General features: G+C 61.5%; 16 protein-coding genes and 1 tRNA gene. 11 read left to right on the forward strand and 6 right to left on the reverse strand.

Annotation, left to right across the window (positions count from 1 at the left end):
• Nucleotides 1–208: 208 nt before the first annotated feature.
• From VMW12_13850 to VMW12_13860, 3 genes are read right to left on the reverse strand one after another with little or no spacing between them, the layout of a single operon-like run.
• The gene (locus VMW12_13850) at nt 209–634 is read right to left on the reverse strand and encodes a YbjN domain-containing protein (GenBank protein HUZ50807.1); all 426 of its coding nucleotides are present in this window, start codon (nt 632–634) and stop codon (nt 209–211) included.
• Nucleotides 631–1,098, reverse strand: a complete 468-nt coding sequence (locus VMW12_13855; protein HUZ50808.1) for a hypothetical protein — start codon at nt 1,096–1,098, stop codon at nt 631–633. The genes VMW12_13850 and VMW12_13855 overlap by 4 nt, the downstream gene beginning before the upstream one ends.
• Nucleotides 1,095–1,631, reverse strand: coding sequence for a gamma carbonic anhydrase family protein (locus VMW12_13860; protein ID HUZ50809.1), 537 nt, complete (start codon nt 1,629–1,631; stop codon nt 1,095–1,097). The genes VMW12_13855 and VMW12_13860 overlap by 4 nt, the downstream gene beginning before the upstream one ends.
• A gap of 84 nt (nt 1,632–1,715) precedes the next feature.
• Here VMW12_13860 and VMW12_13865 point away from each other — a divergent pair, with 84 nt between their 5' ends.
• From VMW12_13865 to VMW12_13905, 9 genes are all read left to right on the forward strand, one after another.
• Nucleotides 1,716–1,976, forward strand: coding sequence for a hypothetical protein (locus VMW12_13865; GenBank protein HUZ50810.1), 261 nt, complete (start codon nt 1,716–1,718; stop codon nt 1,974–1,976).
• A 28-nt stretch (nt 1,977–2,004) separates the two neighbouring features.
• Nucleotides 2,005–2,922, forward strand: coding sequence for a YncE family protein (locus VMW12_13870; protein HUZ50811.1), 918 nt, complete (start codon nt 2,005–2,007; stop codon nt 2,920–2,922).
• Between the two features lie 119 nt (nt 2,923–3,041).
• The gene (locus VMW12_13875; GenBank protein ID HUZ50812.1) at nt 3,042–4,685 is read left to right on the forward strand and encodes an EAL domain-containing protein; all 1,644 of its coding nucleotides are present in this window, start codon (nt 3,042–3,044) and stop codon (nt 4,683–4,685) included.
• Nucleotides 4,686–4,826: 141 nt separating this feature from the next.
• Nucleotides 4,827–5,696, forward strand: coding sequence for a hypothetical protein (locus VMW12_13880; protein ID HUZ50813.1), 870 nt, complete (start codon nt 4,827–4,829; stop codon nt 5,694–5,696).
• Nucleotides 5,693–6,937 carry a hypothetical protein gene (locus VMW12_13885; protein ID HUZ50814.1) on the forward strand — a complete coding sequence of 415 codons (1,245 nt, stop codon included), beginning with the start codon at nt 5,693–5,695 and terminating at the stop codon, nt 6,935–6,937. Before VMW12_13880 ends, VMW12_13885 begins: the two co-directional genes overlap by 4 nt.
• Nucleotides 6,937–8,826, forward strand: coding sequence for a hypothetical protein (locus VMW12_13890; GenBank protein ID HUZ50815.1), 1,890 nt, complete (start codon nt 6,937–6,939; stop codon nt 8,824–8,826). Before VMW12_13885 ends, VMW12_13890 begins: the two co-directional genes overlap by 1 nt.
• The gene (locus VMW12_13895) at nt 8,823–10,688 is read left to right on the forward strand and encodes a hypothetical protein (protein HUZ50816.1); all 1,866 of its coding nucleotides are present in this window, start codon (nt 8,823–8,825) and stop codon (nt 10,686–10,688) included. The genes VMW12_13890 and VMW12_13895 overlap by 4 nt, the downstream gene beginning before the upstream one ends.
• Nucleotides 10,685–12,148, forward strand: a complete 1,464-nt coding sequence (locus tag VMW12_13900; protein ID HUZ50817.1) for a hypothetical protein — start codon at nt 10,685–10,687, stop codon at nt 12,146–12,148. The genes VMW12_13895 and VMW12_13900 overlap by 4 nt, the downstream gene beginning before the upstream one ends.
• 3 nt (nt 12,149–12,151) lie before the next feature.
• Nucleotides 12,152–14,242: a S53 family peptidase gene (locus tag VMW12_13905; protein HUZ50818.1), complete on the forward strand. Its 2,091-nt coding sequence runs from the start codon at nt 12,152–12,154 to the stop codon at nt 14,240–14,242.
• 11 nt (nt 14,243–14,253) lie between these two features.
• Here the strand turns inward: VMW12_13905 and VMW12_13910 are convergent, their stop codons facing one another.
• A complete protein-coding gene (locus VMW12_13910) occupies nt 14,254–17,163 on the reverse strand; it encodes a BTAD domain-containing putative transcriptional regulator (GenBank protein ID HUZ50819.1) in 2,910 nt (969 codons plus the stop codon).
• A gap of 376 nt (nt 17,164–17,539) precedes the next feature.
• Here VMW12_13910 and VMW12_13915 point away from each other — a divergent pair.
• Nucleotides 17,540–17,615: transfer RNA gene (locus VMW12_13915), tRNA-Thr, on the forward strand.
• A 194-nt stretch (nt 17,616–17,809) separates the two neighbouring features.
• Here VMW12_13915 and VMW12_13920 read toward each other — a convergent pair.
• Entirely contained in the window at nt 17,810–19,513 is a 1,704-nt protein-coding gene (locus VMW12_13920) for a CocE/NonD family hydrolase (protein ID HUZ50820.1), read from the reverse strand.
• 251 nt (nt 19,514–19,764) lie between these two features.
• Between VMW12_13920 and VMW12_13925 the strand changes: the two genes are divergently transcribed.
• Nucleotides 19,765–20,256, forward strand: a complete 492-nt coding sequence (locus VMW12_13925; protein ID HUZ50821.1) for a hypothetical protein — start codon at nt 19,765–19,767, stop codon at nt 20,254–20,256.
• A 10-nt stretch (nt 20,257–20,266) separates the two neighbouring features.
• Here the strand turns inward: VMW12_13925 and VMW12_13930 are convergent, their stop codons facing one another.
• Complete coding sequence (locus tag VMW12_13930) at nt 20,267–20,983, reverse strand: PilZ domain-containing protein (protein HUZ50822.1); 717 nt, start codon at nt 20,981–20,983, stop codon at nt 20,267–20,269.
• Nucleotides 20,984–21,011: the final 28 nt, after the last annotated feature.

Consider the following 21,011-nt stretch of genomic DNA (forward strand, 5'->3'; position numbering starts at 1 on the left):
CGGCAAGTTTCACTTCGGTTTCCAGGTTGCGTCGGCCGCAGACGTCGACACCTGGGCGGAACGCTTGCGCGCCGGCGGCGTCAACATCATGTCGGGCCCCTTCGGCGAAGGCAATGAACGACAGATCTATTTCGTCGATCCCGACAACTACGAGATCGAAATCTACTACGAAGCGTAATATGCGCGTTGCGACGATATGGCGCGCTTGCTAGTCATCGTCGTCGTCTTCGCGGAGATCGTCGAAAAATTCGGCCGCGGTTTCGCGGAGTACGTCGAGTAGGCGCCCGACGTGCGGGCGGACTTCGTCGGCCGAACTGACGCAGAGCTCTACGGTGAAGAGGACGTCGCGCTGGTCTTCCCACACGGCGGTCTTGACGAATTTTTTGCGGACGTTGTATCCGTTGGCGACATCGACGGCGTCGTCTACATCGATCTCGGCGGGGAGGGCCCAACCCGAGCCGAGCATGACGAACGACGGATCGTCGCGATAGCTGATGATGAAGTAGCGGTCGCCTTCGCTTTTGAAGGCGATGCGTAGCGCGTCGTCGTCGTCGTCGCGGGTGAAGAGCAGGCCTTCGTCGTCGAGCGCTTCTTCGAGCGGCAGCATGTAATCGCCGACGTCGTCCGGGTTCATCGCTCTCCCATCGTGAGCGAGTTGATGAACTTATCGGCGGCGGCTTTGCTTTCAGTGCGGTCGACGATGCGCTCGATGGCGGTGTTTCCGGCATCGCGCACGCGATTGACGACGTCCCAAAACGCTTTCGTAAAGGCTTCCGGCGATCCGGGTTGCTCTTGCGCCGCCGCAATGAAGAGGCCGCCGTCGTGCGCCATCGTGAACTGCACTTCCGGATATTCGCCCTGTACGATCGCGAGCGTTTCGGTGTTGTTGGTGTTTTCGCGCGCCAGGTCGGGGATTTCGTAGGCGGTGGCCAGCGTATAAAAGTCCGGGTTGCGCTCGTGGGTCGTTACCGAAAACACCTGTCCGCGAGTGCGAAACAGCAATTCGGCGACGCCCTCGGATTCGTCGATCACGGAGACGTCGACTTTATGGCCCTCTTCTTGAATGAATGCGGCGACGGTATCCCGGACGAGCGTCATGATTGCTCCGTATGCTCTGCGGGGGTTCCGATGGACTCGGCGAGATAGGCACGCGAAAGATGCACGTACTCCTCGGCGGCGATTTTGATCCAGGTTGCGGCCTCGCCTTCGATCGGCTTCTTGACCTTCGCGGGAACGCCGGCTGCGAGAACGTGGTCGGGAATCTCCACGCGTTCTCCGACGACGCTGCCCGCCGCCACGAGCGAACCTTCGCCGATGACGCAGCCGTTCAGCAACACGGCGTTGCTGCCGATGAGCGCGTGGCGCTTCACATGGCAATCTTCCATGATGGCAGCGTGGCCGATCGTTACGTCATCGTCGATTTGCGTGAGCGTGGTGACGTGGAGAACGGCGTTATCTTGCACGGAGGTACGCGCACCGATCCGGATCGGCCCGTTGTCGCCGCGTAAAACCGCGCCGAACCAGATACTCGATTCCTCGCCTACTTCCACGTCGCCGATCAAGACGGCGGTGGGAGCGACGAACGCGGTGGGATGGATCTTGGGGTGTTTGCCCCGGAATGCGATGACCATCCCTCATCATGCAATCCGCATTTTGACGACCCCTCTTTTCGCCCGGGCGAAGCGAATCGGGGCCCGGCGTAGAACGGGCCTGGCATGCACCGGCACAACACGCCGCTGCGGGGCGTCACCGCGATCCCGCATCCCAAGCCCAACGACCCGAACTATACCGCGGTCAACTATACCTATGCCGGCCAGACCGGGCACATCCACGAGGTGGTCGAAATCGGCGGGCGCGAACTGGCCAAGGTCGGTTTCGACGACCGCAAGATTGTCTATTACCTGCTTGAAGATTTAGAGCTCGATACCACCGCCAAACGAGGCACTTTTCACGACACCGAGGTGAAGCCGTCGTAGGCTCGCCGCTTCATAGGAGTATGACCCGATGCCGTTGATCCCGATCTCAGCACCGCAGGCCGTTACGCCCGGCGGCGGATTCGATTACGTGACCGTCGACCCGGTCCGCCGGCGCGTCTACGCGGCCCACGGCGGCGCCAAGGCGCTGCTGGTTGCCGACGCGGATACGGGCAAGGTACTCGGCCTCGTGCAGGTCGGCCCGATGGCCGGGGTGGCCGTCGATCCGGCGAACGGGCACGTCTATACGGGCAACGGCCGCGGGCAGAGCGTGAGCGAGGTCGATCCGGTGGCCATGAAAGTGCTGCGAACCGTAAAGGTGGCGGGGCCCGTCGACGCCATCGCCTATGACCCGACCCTCAAGCGCATCTATGCCGACGAAGACGACGGGACGCGAATCTTCGTCATCGACACGACAACGTTCAAGGTGATCGCCACCGTGGCGCTGCCCGGGCACAAACCGGAGTACATACAGATCGATCCGCAAACGCACGACGTCTATCAGAACATTTCGAATCTCGGCGAGATTGCGGTGATCGATCCGCACACGCTCAAGGTTGCACGCGTCTTCGCAACGCCGCAGCTGAGCAACAATCATCCGCTCCAATACGATGAGCGGGGCCACGCGCTGATTGCCGCGGGTGAAAACGGTACGCTTGCGGTCTACAGTCGCGGCGGCAAGCTTTTACATAAGATCGCCTATCCCGGCAAGGTCGATCAATGCAGTTTCGACCAATCGCGCGGCTGGCTTGCATGCGCGGGTAGGAGCCTGGTGCTCTTCTCGGTCGCTGGGTCAGGTACGCCGAAGTTGCTGGCTTCTCGGGTCGTCGCGAACGGCTTCCATACGACCGCGATCGACCCGAAGACCGGCAACATCTGGGCCGTCTGGGGCGACCGCGGAACGGGCAAAGCATTTATTCAAGGATTCGCGTACAAACCGAAGGCCTAGCCCGCGTGCGGTGATCTTCGGACGCTTATCGGACGATGGGCGTGCTACGTTTCCGGCATGCACCATGCATTGCGGAGCTTAATGAGCGGCCGGCGCGTCGCGTCCTGTGCAGGTGGGGCATGAGTGAGGCCTCGAGCGCGCGATATTTGTTCGAGCTTTCCACCGGCTCTTTTCGCGGGTCACCCGAACTCTCCGAACTCGTGGGGTGTGATGGGCGCATATACTCACGATCGGAGTATCTTTCGTACGTCGTCCCCGACGATCTCCCGCTACTAGGGCGCAGCGTCAACGTCGCGATTCAAAGCGCCTCTGCGTACGAAGTGACCTATCGTCTGCGATCCGCGGATCATGCGCAAAGGTATGTGAAAGAGCGCGGGAGCTTTCACCATGCCGGTCAAGAACGCCGAGCGGTCTTGTTGGAAGCCACCATCGAAGCCTGCGAGACTCGGCCGGATGATGCCGGCGCGCAATCGTCCGATGCGATCGATGCGCTCACCGGCCTCCTCTCGCGTCACGCCTTCCTTAGCAAACTCGAAAGCTTACTGGAGGACCCGTCCTCGCGCTCCGGCGTCGCGCTCGTATTCCTCGACTTGGATCGCTTTAGGCTGATTAACGACACGCTCGGTCACTACATAGGAGACGGCATCCTGCGCGAAATTGCATGTCGGCTCTCAAGCGTTCTGAAGCACGACGACCTCATCGCGCGTTCGGGCGGGGATGAATTTCTCATCGCCGTGCGCAGCGTATCGGGCTCATCGGACATCCGATCTATCGCTGACGGCATACGCAGTGCTTTCGTGGGGGCCTTCGTAGCGGGAAAAGAGCGGCACGTCTTGACGGCGAGCATTGGGATCAGCCGCTTCCCGTTGGATGGAATTACGGTTGACGACCTATTGCAAGGCGCTGATGCGGCACTCTACGACGCGAAGCAGTATGGCGGCGGCGGCGTATCGCTGGTAACCGAGGGGGCGCGCTTAGCCGCTGCGGAGCGCTTTTGCCTGGAACTCGAGTTGCAGGATGCGATCCTGAACTCCGAGCTGGTCATGCATTACCAACCGCTGTGGAATTTTCGGAGCGGCGCAATCAGCGGTGCCGAAGCGCTGGTTCGATGGGAGCATCCGCGCCGGGGTTTGGTCATGCCGTTAGAATTTATCCCGATCATCGAAAAGAACGGTCCGCTGATGCGGCAGTTCGGCAATTGGGCTCTCGATAGCGTCTTTTCGCAGCTGCAGGCATGGCAACGGTTGGGAGTACGCACGAAGGTTTGGCTGAACGTCGCACCCATACAGATCAGCGACCCCGGCTTCGTGGAGGAGATCATTTCGCGGCTCTTCGAATGTGGGATCCCACCGGCTTGCATCGGAATCGAGCTGACGGAACGAACGTTCATCGATCGTGACGACGAAGCCATTTCTGTGCTCGAAGACCTCCGAGGTGCGGGCATTTCGATCGCTCTCGACGATTTCGGCATTGAATATTCGTCCCTCAACTGTGCGTACCGGCTTCCGATCGACACGATCAAAATCGATCGCACGTTCATTTCCGGCATTTTGAGCGACCAATACGATAAGTCCGTTGTCGGGGCGATTATGAGCATCGCGGCGGAACTCAAGGCGAGTATCACGGCTGAAGGCGTAGAAAACATCGATCAATATCACGCGCTTCGCGAAATGGGATGCCACGATTTCCAGGGATTTCTGTACGCGCCGGCGTTGGAGCCGGAGGAATTTTTCGAGAAGTTGCAACGCTCCCGCGCAAGCTAGCCTCCGAGGCGCTCGTCCGTTCAGCAAATGCCCCGAGTCGGCTCGGGGCATTTGCCATTCTTGGGGGCGTTCGCGCCGCCGTCACGATCCGGAGTAAAAAAGTCGGACGGTTTTCGGACGGGCGATTGATACGCTGCGTCGATGAAGCTGCGCTTGATTCAAGTGCCCATAGCCTGCGTTCTTGCCGCCGTCCTTTCCGGCTGTGGCGGAGGCGGAGGCTCTGGACCGTCAATTCCCGCGAGCCCGCTCGCGACCGCCACGCCGAATACTATTCCGGTTGCACAGTTTCCCCTGGCGATTCCGTTTTCAGCCGGCGGGCTTACCGGTAGTATGTTGGTGCCGAGTGCCGGGAGCGCGCCAAGCGGCGCTACGCTCTCGCTGAGCGCCACGACATCGGCCCCGAGCGGCGTGCCGCCGCTCGTGAACGCCGGCGAAATGTTCGTGGGTGCCTTGATGAGCGCCACGGTGACCCTCTCCGGCGCGCCGGGATTCCAGTTTTCATTGAACGGTTTACCCACGCCGACGGCATTACGGTCTTCTTCGAACGCTCAGAGTGCACCGAGCGGATCGTTCTATCTTGCGCTGGCAGATCCGACGAAATCGCCGGCCTCGTGGCAGGTGATTGAGGGCCCCGGTACTCTCGGCAACGGCATCGTCGTCTTCGCCGGTACGCAAACGCCGATGACGTTCGCCGCAAATCAAACGTACGTGTTCGAACTGTTCTATTTGAGTGCGGGTTCGGGCGCGGTCACCGTCTCACCGTCTGCGCTCTCGTTTCTGGGAACCTCCCCGAGTGCCGCGCAGTTGGTCACGGTCTCAGAAGCGGGTTACACGGGAGCCTTTGCCTTGAATTCGACCTGTTCGTCGGTCGCAACGATAACGCCGTCCGGCAACCAATATATCGTCCAGCCCGTCGGTGCCGGAACGTGTTCTGCGACGTTTTCGGATGCAAACGGCCACAACGCCATATTGCCAATAGTGGTAACGGTTACGACCGGAGGTGGACAATGATGCACCGCATACTGGTTGCGCTGTGCTGTGTAAGCCTGTTTGCCGCCTGCTCCGGCGGCGGCAATATGGCGTCGCTTCCGGCGGCGAGTCCCCCGCAAGCGCTGCCCGCGGCAAGTGCGCCCGTGGCCTTCACGGTTATCGTACCGCGCGCGGCAACGGCATCTGCACGGTCGGCGAAACCGAAGTACGTGTCGCCTTCTACGCAGTCGATTGCAATCTCCGTAGCATCGGCCGGCGCCAACGCGACGACGAATACCGCGAATTGCGCGGCAAGTCAGTGTACCGTCAATATCGAAGCGCCGATCGGATACGACAGCTTTACGATTTCACTGTACGACGGCCAAAACGGATCCGGCAACCTCCTTTCAACCGGCTCGACGTCGCAGTCGGTTATTGCCGGAATGAACAATGCGATCGGCGTTACCTTTAATGGTGTTGCGGCCAAGATCGCGCTGCAAGGCAATCCGGCTTCGCTGCCCGCCGGCAGTATCGGAACATCAACGATCACGGTGACCGGGATGGACGCCGATGGAAACATCATTATCGCGCCGGGCGGATACGCCTCGGCAATTACGCTTGCGGTTTCGAACGCAAGCGGTACGGCGAGTATCAGCCCGGTGACGATCGCGCAGCCGGGCCAAACCGCAACGCTTTCATACGATGGGCGGCCGGCTTCGGGCGCCACGATTACCGCGAGCGCTCCGGGCGTAGCGACGACGCAACTGACGGTCGCGTTCACCGGCGGCCCCACGCCGGCGCCGACATCGAGCGGGCTGCCGACGGCGACGCCAATTCCAACGGCCGCACCCACGCCGACACAGGCCCCGACGGCCGCACCGACGCCGACTGCTGCGCCGACATCGGCACCGACGCCGACGCCGACGCCGACCGCTGCACCGACGGCGACGCCCGTCCCTACGCCGGTACCGACGGCCACCCCGGGCTCACCGATCGTCGTCACGCCAAGCAGTCTAAACTTCTTCGCCGCCGGGAGCGCCTACAATCAGACGTTCAACGCGAGCGAGAGCGGCTATGCCGGCAGCTTCATCGAGACGGACACCTGCAATCCCGGATCGGGAACGATTGCATCCGTCTCCACGGCAAGCGCGAGCGGTCCGAGTGCCACCTTTACGGTGACCCCGCAGAACGCCGGAAGCTGCACGGTCACGATCAAGGACTCGAACGGCAATAGTGCCGGTGTAACGGTCGGCGTCACGATCTCGCAAGGAGTAATCAACTGATGATGCAGTCTCGTCGCGGTGCGTTCACCGCGAGTGCGTTCACGTTGTCCGCATTGGTGCTCTCCGCTTGCGGGGGAGGAGGAGCCGGTACTTCGCTGGCTCCTACGATTCCAGCACCGGCGGCAACGAATTCCGTCGGCGGGCAGACGCTCGCACGAGTCGTGATCGCGATTCCACCTAAAGCCGCGAGCACCGCGCACACGCGTAAACCGGAGTATGTATCGGCATCGACGCAATCGATCACCGTGAAGGTGGATAGCGGAACTCCGGTCGCGCAGAATCTCACGCCCGGCTCGGCCAACTGCAACGTGCCCGCACCGCTTTCGCCACTCACCTGTACGGTCGATGTCGTAGCGGCTCCGGGCAGCCACACGTTCACCTTCACAACCTACGATCAGACGAGTGCGGCCGGGAACCAGCTATCGGTTAACAGCGTGACCCAGTCGCTGGTCGCAAATCAGGTAAATCTCATCGACGTGACGCTCGCCGGTGTTCCAAAGGCGTTGCAAGTCGCGCCGATTGCCGGCGCGGCTGGAATATCCGGGGACCAGACCTCCGGAATCCAGTATTTCTTCGGGGCCGCGCGGACGATTGCGGTGGCCGCGATGGACGCCGACGGAAACTATATCGTGGGGCCGGGAGCGCCGGTGCTCGGCGTGAGCGTCACGGGCGGGACGAGCGGCGCAAACATCGCTATCGCTGCCGCTGCAAACGGCAATCCGAACGACTTCGTCCTGAGTGCGACGAGTGCCGGGACGGCGACGCTGGCGGTGACGGCCGCACCCGCATCGGCGCTCGCCGGTGGCAACCTCGTTGTAAACGTGGCGCTCACCTCGACCGTGCTCGTCAGTACGATCGATGGAAATTCCTTTGCCGGCTTCAAGGACGGGCCAGGCTGCTCGTCCTGTAGCTCGACGACCGCCTATGCTACGATCGATAGCAATCCGATCGGCATCACGTACGATTCAGTCGACGGAAACCTATACTTCACCGATTCCATGGCGTGCTCGGTTCGCCAAGTCCAACTGGCCGCTCCGAACATCGGATACATTACGAGTTTCGCGGGCGCGGCATCGGGCAGCGCGACCTGCGGTTCGCTGGACGGAACGGGCGTCGGCTTATCGGCATTCACCAACCCGGAAGGCATCGCTTACGATGCCGGCAACGGAAATTTCTACGTTGCCGATACTTTCAATTGCGAGATCCGGCAGGTGACCAGCGGCGCCGCTATCACGACGATCGCCGGCGCACACGGGAGTTGCGTCTGGCTGGATGGGACCGGCGCTTCGGCCCGCTTTATCGACCCGATCGGCATCGCGTACGACGCGAGCGATGGGAATCTCTACGTTGGGGATAATTGCGCGATCCGTCAGGTTACACCGGGCGGCGTCGTTACGACGATCGCCGGCAGCTCGACCTGCGGCTACACAGACGGTACCGGCGGTGCCGCGCAGTTCGGCCAGGTGGCGGGGATCGCGTACGATTCGGGCGACCACAACTTATACGTGACCGATAGCGCAGACTGCGCGATCCGGCGCGTAACGACCGGCGGCGTCGTAACGACGATCGCCGGGGCCGCTCCGCCGACGGCGACGTGCACGATAACCGATGGTGCCGGCAGCGCCGCCAGATTCGCCGGACCGAGGGGGATCGTCTACGACCCGAACGACGGAAATCTCTACGTCACCGATAATTCGATCTTGCGCCAGGTGACGTCTTCCGGCATCGCGACCTCCATCGCCGGCGCAGGCCCAAGTCGAACGCAATGGGAGAACGGCCTCGGGACCGTTGCCAATTTTCCTGGCCCCCCCACGAGCCTGGCATTCGATTCGAGCAACGGCATGCTCTACATTCTTGACGGCTACCATCTTCGACAGGTGCAACTATGATGCGGAAGATCCTTGGCACGAGTGCGTGCCTCGCGTTCGTGCTCTCCGGCTGCGGAGGCGGGAGCGGCACGACGCCGCAGCTTCCGGCGACATCGTCGGGCCCGAACAATCCCGGTGCGACAAGCAGCGTCAGCATCGTGATCGCCATTCCGAAGGCGGGCACGAGTTCGTCCGCCCGGAAGCCGGCTTTCGTTTCTCCGTCCACGCAATCGATCACGGTGCAAGTCGACAGCGGCTCTGCGGTAACGCAAAACCTGCTGCCGGCTTCGCCCAACTGCAGCAGCGCGGGTGCAAATTATCCGCTCGACTGCACCGTGACGGTTAGCGCGAATGCCGGATCGCATACGCTCACGTTCGTTACCTACGACCAGCAGAACGCCGCGGGGAACCAACTCTCCGCAAATAGCATCGTCGTGAATTTCGTCGCCGGGCAAACGCCGGCGGTTCCGGTCGTTCTAGCGGGCGTACCGGCGGCGATCCAGGTGCTGCCGATGCCCTCGGGTACGATCGTCGCCAATAACACGCTAACATCGAGCGCGGGCCTGCAATGGGTGTGGGGCGTGCCGCAGATGCTCGTCATCACGTCGGCCGATGCGGACGGCAACTACATCGTCGGGCCGGGTGCGCCGGCGCTCTCGGTTACGGTGAGCGGCGCGCCCTCCGGATCCGGCATCGCGATCGCCCCCGCGCCGAACAACAATCCCAACGATTTCACGCTTTCGTCAACGGGCGGCGGTGACGCGACACTTTCGATTACCGCAACGCCAAGCTTCACCGGTAGCCCGGTGACGGCAACGTTTGCACTCGCATCGGTCGCAAAGGCGACAACGATTACCATAGGCGTCCCGTGGAATTACATCGGCGGCGTAGCGGGCGATACGGTCGACGGCAATCTCTACGTCTCCAACGAGTGCCAGGTTTTTCAAATGACGACGGCGGGCGTATTCACGGCGATCGCCGGCACGGCTAGCCCGTGCGGGACCACGAGCCAATACGTGGACGGGGCCGGCGCCGCAGCGCAGATCGGTTACGCCCTAAGCCCAAACTTGGCCTACGATTCGCACGACGGAAACCTGTATATGGCGGATACTGCGAACTGCGCGGTGCGCCAGGTGACGACGGCCGGCGTGGTTACCACTATTGCGGGTAGCCTGCCGCCGACGGTGGCGTGCGGCTTCGCCGACGGCACCGGTTCCGCAGCCCGCTTCGGGACGTGGTCGAGCACGTATACGGGTGTCACCGGCATGGCGTACGACTCGGCCGCCGATGCTTTGTATGTCGCGGATAACTGCGCCATCCGCCAAGTGACGGCGGCAGGCACCGTAACGACGATCGCCGGATCGACGCCGCCGAATCCGGCCTGCGGCCATGCCGACGGCACCGGGAGCCTCGCCCGAATGCAGACGTTTATTGGGATCGCCTACGATTCCACCGATGGAAATCTCTATTTCGCCGACAGGTCAAACTGCGCGGTGCGCCAGATGACCCCCGGCGGCACCGTAACGACGATCGCCGGATATCTGGGCTGCGGTACGCGCGGCATTAAATCGGGTATCGTCGACGGCACCGGATCGGCCGCTGAGTTCAAGTCGCCGTCGGGCATCGCGTACGACCCGGATGACGGCTACCTCTACGTTGCGGACTCGTGTTGGCTGCGACGGGTCAGCACGTCCGGCGTGGTCTTCACCGTCGCGGGCCCGGATCCAACCTCGCAGTACAACAGCGCTTGCGCGCAAACGCAACTCGACGGCATCGGTGCTAATGCCGCCCTCGGCCAACCCACGGGCGGGATCGTGTACGACCATGCAACCGGCATGCTCTACGTCTCCGGTATCGTTGGAATGCAGCAGGTGCAATTGTGAAGCACACGCTTGAAACCTTGACCGCACGGAGTCTCATGAACGCGAAGTATCGACTGATCGCCATCGGCGCGATGGCATTTGGACTTGCCGCATGCGGCGGAGGCGGCGCGAGCGGCGGCTCGGGGCCGAACATTCCGAACGTCCCCGTTACGCCGGCCGTGCCGACGCCGACGCCGGCGCCGAGCGGCCCGCCGCATCCGGCGGCCGGCGGCGACACGTTTACCTTTAACGGGACGTTGGCACGAAGCGATGCATACACTTATCCTGTGGCAAGCCCGTTACCGCCGACCGCAGCGAGTGCTACCATCAAGCAAAACGTGACCGTCATCACGACCCCTAATCCGTTTGGAGCCGGGCAAGTGCAAGACTTCCAGACACTCGAGTCCGACGTATACCCGGCGCAGACGCTATCGTCGAAAAACGACTTCTACTATCAAAGCGGTAGCGCGTTCCAGTTGCTCGGGTATTCGAGCGTCGATGATGTCGGCGATGCGACCACCGTGCAATACGCGACACCGCAAGTCGTCGATCAGCTTCCGGAAACCACCGGTGCATCGTGGACGAATAGCCCCGCAGCATCGATGACGCAAACGTTCATCGATGGTGAAACCGCTTCGCGTACGACTGCGGCTGACGGGACCTATACGGACACCGAGCAGATCTATGGAACGGGCACGGACTATCCGTCGGTAAAGGCAATACTCAGCGAAAACGCCGACGGTAGCGGCGAAGTCCAGATCGTTCGGTACGAGAACGGACGTACGGGATTCCAGGCGAACGAAACGATCTACGATAACTATTTCATCAGCCCTCCCAGCGCCCAGTCGTCAAACGCGCAGTTTCTCTACGTGACGTATCAGCTAGCCGACCTGTTCTACGGCGCCCCTTCGCCGCCACCGGCTGCGCCTTTCGCATCGATGCCGATTTGGTACAAGACCCCGCTCGCGCTCTACAGTGAGAGCGACAACGATCTAGGGCCCCAAACGATTCCGGCGGCGTGCAACGCGCCGGCCGCTTTCGGCACGCAGGGCAGGGAGATACAACAGCAACTCAAGAGCACCGACACCGTATTGGGAACGGTCACGTCCACGACGACGACCGCTTATGTCGTCGATGGTTTCGGGCCCGTGTGCGTCCAACTCGCGAGCACCGTCAACACCTATTTCGATTACAGCATGGATACGACGATCACACCGGTGTTCTATCAAGGGTCGGGTGCGCTCCAGACAACGACGATAGCGCAGACTCTGACGCTGGCGTCGCAAGGCGCCTATCCGCAGAGCGCTGCCGGTCGCAAGAGCGCCGGCGGGCAGAGCCCGACGCTGCATCCCGTCTCTACGGCTGAGATCGCCATTGCACGGCTGCGCATGGTCGCCGCAATCGAAACCGATCGCGCGAAACGCATTCGTGCCCTAGCAAAAAACCTCTTGAACCGTTCCGCCGCCAAGGGAGTTCGTTAACCGATGAAAAGCTCCAAAGTACTTGCGCTCACAGGTGCGCTCGCCGCGATCCTCATTTCGGCGTGCGGTGGAAAAGGATCGATTCCTAATCAAAATCCGGCGCCGGCGGCGAGCATAGCTCCGTACACCGGCCCCGCCCAACTCGCGTCGTTCGCTTGGGGGAAGGATCTTCTCAAAGGCTCTGTTCTGCAAGGTCCGGCCAACGAGAACGGGACCGTCGGCATGCAGGTGGTCGTCAATCAGCGAGATGCGACCGGCTTGGTGCAGTACGCACACGACGTGAGCGACCCGAATTCCGGGAACTATCGCCATTTCCTCACGCCACAGCAGATTGCCGATCGTTTCGGCGCGACCTCTTCAGATTACCAAGCGGCAGCGGCGTATTTTAAAGGCTACGGCATCCACGTGAGCGGTTGGCCGCAGCGCGAATCGTTGTTTGTCACCGGTGCGGTTGGGGCGATGGAGCGCGCGTTCAATACAAAATTCGGCATATATGCCTCGGGAAACATCAGCTTCGTCGCGCCGATCCAGGCGCCGCATCTCACGAACGCGGAGCCGATCGCGGCGGTAGTCGGCATGGTGCATGCACAACTGAATCGCGACTACATGCTGCGACCGCCGAACTCGCAGTTACGCGGTTATTCCCCGCAACAGATGCAGCGCGCATTCGATTTTAGCGGCGCCTATACCGGAGGGTTCTCGGGGACCGGCGTCAATGTCGCAATCGTCGGCACGGGACCGATTTCGGCGCAAGACGTCCCGTATCTCGGCAGAATATTTAACGCGCCCGTGGCGACGGTTACGCAGGTGGATGTCACCGACGCGGGTGTGACGACCGGGCTTGGGATCGGCGCGCCGTCGCCGACGCCGTTACCGTCTCCGGTGAGCTATCCCTATTCCAGCGGGTTCCAAACCCCGCCGCCCGTCACGGCGCCGTGCAATACGTCGGCTCTCCCGTTGACCAGTTGCAATCCAGAAGACTACGAAGCCCAGCTCGACACCGAATCGGTCGCGGAGCTCGCCCCAGGTGCGAACGTCCTTTTCTACCTCGGCTACAATCCAAACGACTGCTATTTGCAGACCGGCATCACGCAAGGGAATGCTCAGTGCCCGGCCGGCCAGGGAACGCCCGCCGAAGGCATCGCACTCGCCGATGCGGAGATTCAACAAATCATCGCTGACAATTCCGCCGACATCGTTTCGATGAGCTATGGACTTGGGGAGCCCTTTGGCGTCGCCGGGTACGTGTCGTCCAATGGTTACTACACTGCTCTGGGTTACGGCTACGGCCCCGTCGAGATGGCCACGATGGTTGCCGAAGGGATGTCGGTCTTCGCATCGTCGGGAGACAACGGCGCATACGAATGCGGCGGACTTGGTGCATTCTATCTTGGTAATCCGCCGTGCGTGAGCTACCCGGCCGGCGATCCCAACGTGGTGTCCGTCGGCGGCGTCACCGCGCCTCTGAACGGCGATGGCACGCTGCAAACGCAGTTTACCGCATGGGGCGAGCAGACCAGCGGCGGAGGAAACGGAATGTTTGGGAATGATGTCGGATCGGGCGGCGGCATTTCGGTCGTGTTCTTTGCTCCGTCGTGGCAAACGGCAGCCGGAGTGACGTCGATGACCGGCGGGTATCGCGGTCAGCCGGATATTTCAATGATGGCCGACCCGAATACCGCGCCGTCGACCGTCATGAACGCAGCGTTTCCGGGACAAGTCGAGGTCATTCCGGTCGGTGGGACGAGTCTTGCAGCACCGCAGATGGCAGCGATGTGGGCGCTCGTGGTTCAGGCATGCAAATCGGATGCCACCTGCGCCTCAAGGGGAACCGGAGCGCATCCCTATCGGCTCGGCGATCCCGCCGCGCTCTTCTATTCGATCTATTCAAATGCGAAGCAGTACCCGGCAACGTTCTTCGACGTGACCTATGGCGCAAATGGCGCGAACAACGCGTACGGACCGAGCGGCGTGGGCTATGCAGCCAAACAAGGCTACGATCTCGTCACCGGTGTCGGCGTGCCGCTAGCCGGGCATCTCATCAATACCGTGCTGACGAACGAGGGGTCGAAAGGCGCTTGGAATCTGCCGTAAGGCAAGGGCGTTCAAGAATCCGAGCCGAGCATTCTTTCGACCGAAGCAGGCGTGAGCGTCGCCCCGAATTCGAAGGCGAGTTCGAAGTGCTCGCCAAGGTGCGACCGTAGGAGTGAGATTAGTTCGGGATTCTTATCCATTACGTTCTGATATCCGACACCATGACGCTGCTGTATATGGTAAACCAACCCTAGGATGCGCGCGCTTTCTAACCAGCGGCACTGTTTGGCGAACAACTCGGCGACGGTTTCCAATGTAAAGATCGAACTGAGCGTCTCGTATCCGAAATCGAGGTCGTTCAATGCGGTGCGTAATGCCGAGCCGGCTTCCTCGATCCGTCCCGCGTCGAGGTTGACTTGAGCGAAGATGCGCAGCGCGTTTGCTTCGGCAGTGGGATCGCCGAGCTCGCGCGCGATTGCGAGGCCTTCGCTAACGCACGCCAGCGCTTCGTCGTGCAGGGCATCGACCCGGTAAATCGCAGCGAGCTGGATCAAGGTTTGCGCCGCGCTATCCAAGCGTCCGTGTTCCCGACAGATCGCGACGGCGCTCACGAGATGTTTACGCGCGCGCGCGCGGTCGCCGCTGAGGTAGTACGAAATGCCGATGTTGGCCAGTAATTCTGCCGCCGTCACCTCTTCGCCGATGGCGCATAGCTCGGCGTGCGCTTCTTCGTATTGCGCGATGGTTTCGGCGATGGGCTGGCCGGATGACGACCGTGCGTGTATGACGCCGACGCGAGCCTCTATGGCCGCAAGCCGGTCGCCGCATTGCGCGAAGGCTATCGCCGCCTGGCCGTTCCAATCGCACGAGGCGCTCCAGTCACCGCGCGCGTTCGCCAGGATGCCCGCCGAGCGCGTCAACTCAGCGCGCGCTCGCGGTTGAGCCTGTCCGAGGTATTTATCGAGGAGGTGATGCACGACCGCGATTCCTTCGCGAACGTGCCCCGTACGCCGCCAATACCAAGCAAGGCCAAAGGTGAGCGCGGCAACGTTTTCAACGTCGGCTTGAGATTCGTACCAGCGCAAGGCCGTCATGAAATTGTCGTGATCGGCGCGTAATCCATTGCGTATCTTGCGCGCCGATGATGCATTGTGCACGCGCTGCATGAAGTGCCTAGCGTGTCGTTCGCAGACATCCGGGCTAGAGGCCCCCGGCAACGTGCGCGCATACCGCCGGATCGTTTCGAGCATGCGATACCGTACGGCATCGGCTTTCGGGTGTTCGATGGAAAGGAGCGAACCCTCTACGAGTTCATTGAGAAGCGGTAGAACGTCTACGGTGCCGACATCGTCAGACGTGCATACAGCTTCGGCCGCAATGAGATTGAAAGCTCCCGGAAAGATCGACAGGTATGCGAAGAGAGACCGCGCTTTTGGAGAGAGGAGCGCCACGCTCCACTCGATCGTGGATTCGAGCGTATCGTGTCGGTGCGCGATACGTGGCGCGGACGAAGGGCGAAGGATGTCGATGCTGCCGGTGACGCGCTCGGCGATATCGTCGATACTCAACAGCCTTGCACGAGATGCGGCTAATTCGATGGCGAGCGGCAGGCCGTCGAGCCTTGAAACGATGTCGGCAATCATGCGTGCGTTGTCGTGGCTCAAAGCGATCGACGCGTCCAATTCGGAAGCGCGATCGACGAAGAGTCGAACCGCCGGGGATTCGGCGATCGTCGCGACGGCATCTCCGCGCAGGTCGGGAATGCGGAGCGGAGAGACGCGTAGCTGCCGTTCGCCGGGAACGCCCAGCGCACGGCGGCTCGTTGCAATGACACGCGTGCTTGAAACGGCGGTCAGGTCGCGAGCAAGACGAGCCGCGCTGCCCAGAACGCGTTCGCAGTTATCGAAGATGAACAGCGTGCGTTGTTCCGCGCAGCGTTGCCGAATCGCCTCCAATGGATCTGCATGCTGCGATGTGTCGCCGACGCTGCGCCGGAGGGCCTCGACGGCATCTTTACCGAGCGTGATGCTGCCGAAATCCACGAACCACACGGAGCCGGGGAATGCATCGATGGTGCGCCACGCAGCCTCGATCGCCAACCGGGTTTTGCCGATACCTCCGGGGCCGACGAGCGTGACCAGCGATTCGGTATCGAGAATGCGTAGTAGCGTTGCGACATCGGTGTCGCGACCGTGGAACGTAGTATTTGGCCTTGGCAGCGTAGTGTGGCGGTTCGAACGCCGTCCCGCTTCGTTTAGAATAGACTCGAAGATGGCCGAGGTTTCCGGCTCCGGCACCGTGCCGAGGTCGTCGCGTAGCCGCCGCCCGAACTGATGGTACCGCGCGACCGCGCCGGCACGATCGCCGGCTACTGCACGCCGTGTGATAAGACGCCGGACCATCTCCTCGTCATAGGGATCGATGGAGAGGCCTCGCTCCGCCGCTGCGATCGCCTCGGCATGGTCTTCACTGCCGGCTTGTTGGCGGAGCAGTTGCAAGGCCATCGAGCGAAATCGCTCGCGATACGGTTCGATCCACTCCGAGAAGGCGCCAATGAGCAGGTCGCCACCATAGTGCGCCAAGGCGGATTTCGCGTCGCCTTGCGTATAGAGAGACTGGAATTCGAAGAGATCGACGCGATATGGTGCCTCGGCATTCCACCATAGAGCGACCTTGTCGCCGAGGAACCAGGGCGAGCGGTCGGCGCCCGGCAGGGTCTTCGAAAGAAGGTGCAGATATCGCCGGAGGTTTGCCCGTCCCTCCTCCTCGGGTGAATCGGGCCAAAGGGCCTGGCTGATGAGGTTGCGTTCGACCCGCCTCCCGTGGTGACAGGCCAGGAGCGCCAACACCTCCAGCGCGCGGCGCGGAACGCGTAAGCGGCATTCCTGGCCGTCGATGTGTAAGCTCACGTTCCCGAAGAACCGCACGACGATATCTGCGTCGTCGAAAGAATCGCGCGCGATCTCGGGCCGGCTCCTCATGGCGTCTATAGGTCCCCCTCATCCACTACGGCGGTCGCGAGCAGTCCCAACCTTATAGACACCCTGTGCTACCGGCACGGCACCTCGATTCGTTTTACAGGGGCCCCGCGTTCTCATTCCGATGACCCCAGTCCATTCGGGTGAGGTCCCAATCTTTACAAGGCTGCGTAATTTCGAGGCTTACGGAACCTCAAGGTAGGTTAGGCTCAGGCTCGAAAACTGCGGCTACGGAGAGACCAATCGCTTCCGACATTTTCCGTGGAGGGCGGCCAAAGCGGCTGGCGAACCAGCCTCGGCGCGGGTTGGGTACCCGGGCAACGACGGCTCCCCGAGTTTGGGGATTTTGGCCGCATAAACCCCGAGAAATACCTGGCGCGCCGACGTAGCTCAGTTGGTAGAGCAGCTGTTTCGTAAACAGCAGGTCAGCGGTTCGAGTCCGCTCGTCGGCTCCATGTAACGCCTCGTGAAAACGGGGCGTTTTTGTTTTCCGCCGCCGCGAGGTGGCCATTTGAGCGGCTTTCGAAGCGGGTGTCGCGCGCACGTTTGCGCGACGTGCCGTTGGTGGTTTACCGCGGTGGGGGCATTAGCGTCGCGTTCGCTAGTCGGGCGATTAGCCCGCACCGGGCGAGACGACTCCCTAGGGAACTCAACTCATACAGTCGATCGATAGCTGCGAACCCGCGTGGATGACGTTGCGGGATGCGATGCCGATCGGCGCGTGGCGAAACCCCATGATCGGCTCCGGACCGGCCGTGTCATCGCTGCGAAGCAACACGCGAATCGAGTGCCCGGCCTTGAAGCGTCGGGCATTGTCGACTAAAGCGATCTCGTAATGTTGCGGAATATCGGGCTGCGCGGGTTCGAATGTTTTCAAATCGCGCAATGCTGCTCGCTGCCAACCTGCCGTAACGTCCACCACGGTGCCGTCGGGAGCGACATCTTGCAATGCGACGATCCAACTCGTGTCGCCGCCGCTAATGGTCGCATTGAGCCTCAAGCGCACTTTGCCCGCGAGATCCAGATCGTTTGCGAGCGGGGCGGTCGTCCACGCCAGCGACGCCGGCACGGCGTTCTGGGGTGTTCGCACGGAAGCTAATGCCTCGGGCAGATGATCGTACACGCGGTCGGTATCGTGCGGCCCGCTCTGCGGGCTGAGCGTGCCATCGCCGCGCAGGAAGAATACCTGCGCGTTGCTTTCCGGTGGTGGCCACGACGGGCTTTCGCGCCATACGTCGTCCGCTCCGGGCAGAATGTAACGGACCGGCGGACCCTCCATGATCCCGGTATCGCGGCCTTTGAGCCAGTGGTCGAACCACCCAAGGGCCTCGACGTGCATGCTCTCCCAGGGCCAGGTCATTCCGAAACTTCCGAGCATGGCCACGCGCACCGGTACGCCTTCGGCAATGTTATCTAGAGCGGTAAACGTTCCGGGCAAATGCATGGGCACGTTCTCCCAATCGCAGCCTAAATACACCGGGACGCGAATCTTTGAGACGAGCGAAGTTAAATCGCGCTCTTGCCAAAACGCGTCTTTGGTTTGATGGTCGAAAACGACGGCGTTGAGCAGGTCGTCCCACGGATGCGGGTTGTGATGGCCTTGGACGATCGGGCCCATCAGCGCGAGCGCCGCTTCGCCGTTACGATGGGCAAAATGTGCGTGGACCTTGGGGCTGCGTAGCACGTCCTCGAGTAATCCCACGATTTTTCCGCGTAGAAACGTATCGCTCAAGCCGGAGAACACGCCGACCGCGCGTATCCATGCGAGCATAAAGGTTTTGCTCAGCAACCCGTGATGGTAAGCGGCTTCATAAATGTCGGTCGTAACGGCCATGGGGAAGATGCACTTGAGATGCGGAGGGTTTTCCACGGCAGCTTGAATCTGCGCTATGGCGAACGCGCTGATTCCCAACATCCCAACGGTGCCGTCGCACCATGGTTGCGCTGCGGCCCACTCGATCAGATCGTACACATCGGTGCGGTCGACCGGGCCGAAGAAGCTGTATTCGCCGCCGGAGCCCGCAGTGCCGCGGACGTTTGCAATCACGTGAACGTATCCGCGCGGTACGAAAAAATCTGTTGCGCCCGCCTCGACAAATCCCATCGGCGCGCCGCTGTTTTCGATCTGTCTGGGATAGGGTGAGGCCGCGATGAGGGCGGGAAATTTTGCATCGCTATCGGGGCGAAACACGTCGGCCAGCAGAGCGATCCCGTCGCGCATCGGGACGGCAACGTCGATCTCTTGCACTATCGTATAGGCGGGCTCGGAAAGGTTCCGGTACGTTCGGCCCGAGGTTTGCGGGCCGTTGAGTGTACGTTGGCCCGGCTCCATGCCGGCGACTCCTAATTTCATGTAGGCTCCTTTGGCCGCCTGGAGCTTGGCGCTCCCTTCGGCGGTGGCCTTGTAACCGGAAAACGAATCCGACTTAGGTGACACAAACGAATTCTGCGATACCTTCTCGCGTAATTCGCGATGGAAATGACGCCGAGTCGGGGGGCAGCGCACTCGGATGCGACAAATGTCGCGAAATACCGTCTAGCGGTCATGCTCTTACGGATGATGGGCACGGCCGGGGCCACTGCTACTTTTAAGGAGAGACCTGCGTGAACCAACACACACTAACGCGGCGTGGTATTATCACGTTCGCACTGCTACTCTGCTGCGCGCTCGGGATCGTGTTTGCGCGGGCAGCGACGACGCACGCATCCACCATGCCGGCGCTTCCCACCAAGCACCACATCGTGTTTCAGGTGAGCGCGAATAATCCGGCAATTATGAACTTGGCGCTGAATAACATCGTCAATATCGACAATTATTATACCAAACTCGGGGAGACGGTGCAGATCGAACTGGTCGCTTACGGGCCGGGCCTCAATATGCTCCTTGCGGGTACCTCTCCTGTAAAAGCGCGTATCGCGCAGATCAAGACGAGCATTCCCGACGTTACTTTTTCGGCGTGCAACGTAACGTTGCAGACGATGGAAAAACAACAAGGCAAGAAGTTGGCGATTCTACCGGAAGCACGAATCGTGCCGGCGGGTGTCGCACGGCTCATGACGCTGCAAGAAGAAGGCTGGAGCTACGTCAAGCCGTAGCCGGAGCAACTTACTGCAGCAGGGCTCTCACATGATGGTCGATCGCGGAGCGGACCGACGGGTCGGCTCCGTGAAAGGCAAGATTGTAGGAGTATGAGCCATTCTGTAATGGCTGCCTCGCAACGATTCGCGCTTGGATCGCGATCTGCGGGTGGGCTTGCGCCTCTTGTGAGAGCGAGAACGCCAAATGAAGCGCGCTGCCGACGGCAAGATCGGCAGCGCATACGATCAGAACGCCGCCCGCCGATAGATTTGTCGCTCGCCCGTCGCCGGATTCTTGCCCCTTGATTTCGTAGCGAACCGGAATATCCACCGGGACGCGAACGCTCGATCGTGTGAGTCCGTTTTCGGTCGAAACGTCCGGCATCGGCCGGCCGATCGAGCGACGATACGTCGCCTCGCGCGTGAGCTGCGCGATATCTTCGCGTTGGCCGGCTTCCATCGGTTCTAGATTAAGTGCGTAGCGCGAACGCGGTCCATTCGTGCTACGCTCGGCCACCCGGCCGCTCACGGTCACCTGCGGAGCGCCTTGGACCGTAAGGGTGAACGTCAGCAACTCGCCTTCATCGAAGCGCGTAACCGACCGTAAGATGCACGTGGTCGCGGCGAGGTGCTCGACGATAGCCATCGTCGGCGTAGAATTGGTGCCTCTCACCATGGTTGGGCACTCGAGCGACGGCCCGTCGTGAGCGACGCTACCGTCGCGGGTGCTATCGAGTAAAGACATGCGGTGTTGACTCCCCCGGCGCAGTCAA

It is taken from the genome of Candidatus Dormiibacterota bacterium (assembly GCA_035532835.1).
Classification (GTDB): Bacteria; Vulcanimicrobiota; Vulcanimicrobiia; order Vulcanimicrobiales; family Vulcanimicrobiaceae; genus DAHUXY01.

What these genes read in the sequence shown, in the direction of transcription:
- VMW12_13885 (HUZ50814.1), top strand. Translation starts at nt 5,693, where the DNA reads ATGATGCACCGCATACTGGTTGCGCTGTGCTGTGTAAGCCTGTTTGCC.
- VMW12_13865 (HUZ50810.1), top strand. Translation starts at nt 1,716, where the DNA reads ATGCACCGGCACAACACGCCGCTGCGGGGCGTCACCGCGATCCCGCAT.
- VMW12_13880 (HUZ50813.1), top strand. Translation starts at nt 4,827, where the DNA reads ATGAAGCTGCGCTTGATTCAAGTGCCCATAGCCTGCGTTCTTGCCGCC.
- VMW12_13905 (HUZ50818.1), top strand. Translation starts at nt 12,152, where the DNA reads ATGAAAAGCTCCAAAGTACTTGCGCTCACAGGTGCGCTCGCCGCGATC.
- VMW12_13870 (HUZ50811.1), top strand. Translation starts at nt 2,005, where the DNA reads ATGCCGTTGATCCCGATCTCAGCACCGCAGGCCGTTACGCCCGGCGGC.
- VMW12_13860 (HUZ50809.1), bottom strand. Translation starts at nt 1,631, where the DNA reads ATGGTCATCGCATTCCGGGGCAAACACCCCAAGATCCATCCCACCGCG.
- VMW12_13910 (HUZ50819.1), bottom strand. Translation starts at nt 17,163, where the DNA reads ATGAGGAGCCGGCCCGAGATCGCGCGCGATTCTTTCGACGACGCAGAT.
- VMW12_13850 (HUZ50807.1), bottom strand. Translation starts at nt 634, where the DNA reads ATGAACCCGGACGACGTCGGCGATTACATGCTGCCGCTCGAAGAAGCG.
- VMW12_13895 (HUZ50816.1), top strand. Translation starts at nt 8,823, where the DNA reads ATGATGCGGAAGATCCTTGGCACGAGTGCGTGCCTCGCGTTCGTGCTC.
- VMW12_13855 (HUZ50808.1), bottom strand. Translation starts at nt 1,098, where the DNA reads ATGACGCTCGTCCGGGATACCGTCGCCGCATTCATTCAAGAAGAGGGC.
- VMW12_13890 (HUZ50815.1), top strand. Translation starts at nt 6,937, where the DNA reads ATGATGCAGTCTCGTCGCGGTGCGTTCACCGCGAGTGCGTTCACGTTG.
- VMW12_13930 (HUZ50822.1), bottom strand. Translation starts at nt 20,983, where the DNA reads ATGTCTTTACTCGATAGCACCCGCGACGGTAGCGTCGCTCACGACGGG.
- VMW12_13875 (HUZ50812.1), top strand. Translation starts at nt 3,042, where the DNA reads ATGAGTGAGGCCTCGAGCGCGCGATATTTGTTCGAGCTTTCCACCGGC.
- VMW12_13920 (HUZ50820.1), bottom strand. Translation starts at nt 19,513, where the DNA reads ATGAAATTAGGAGTCGCCGGCATGGAGCCGGGCCAACGTACACTCAAC.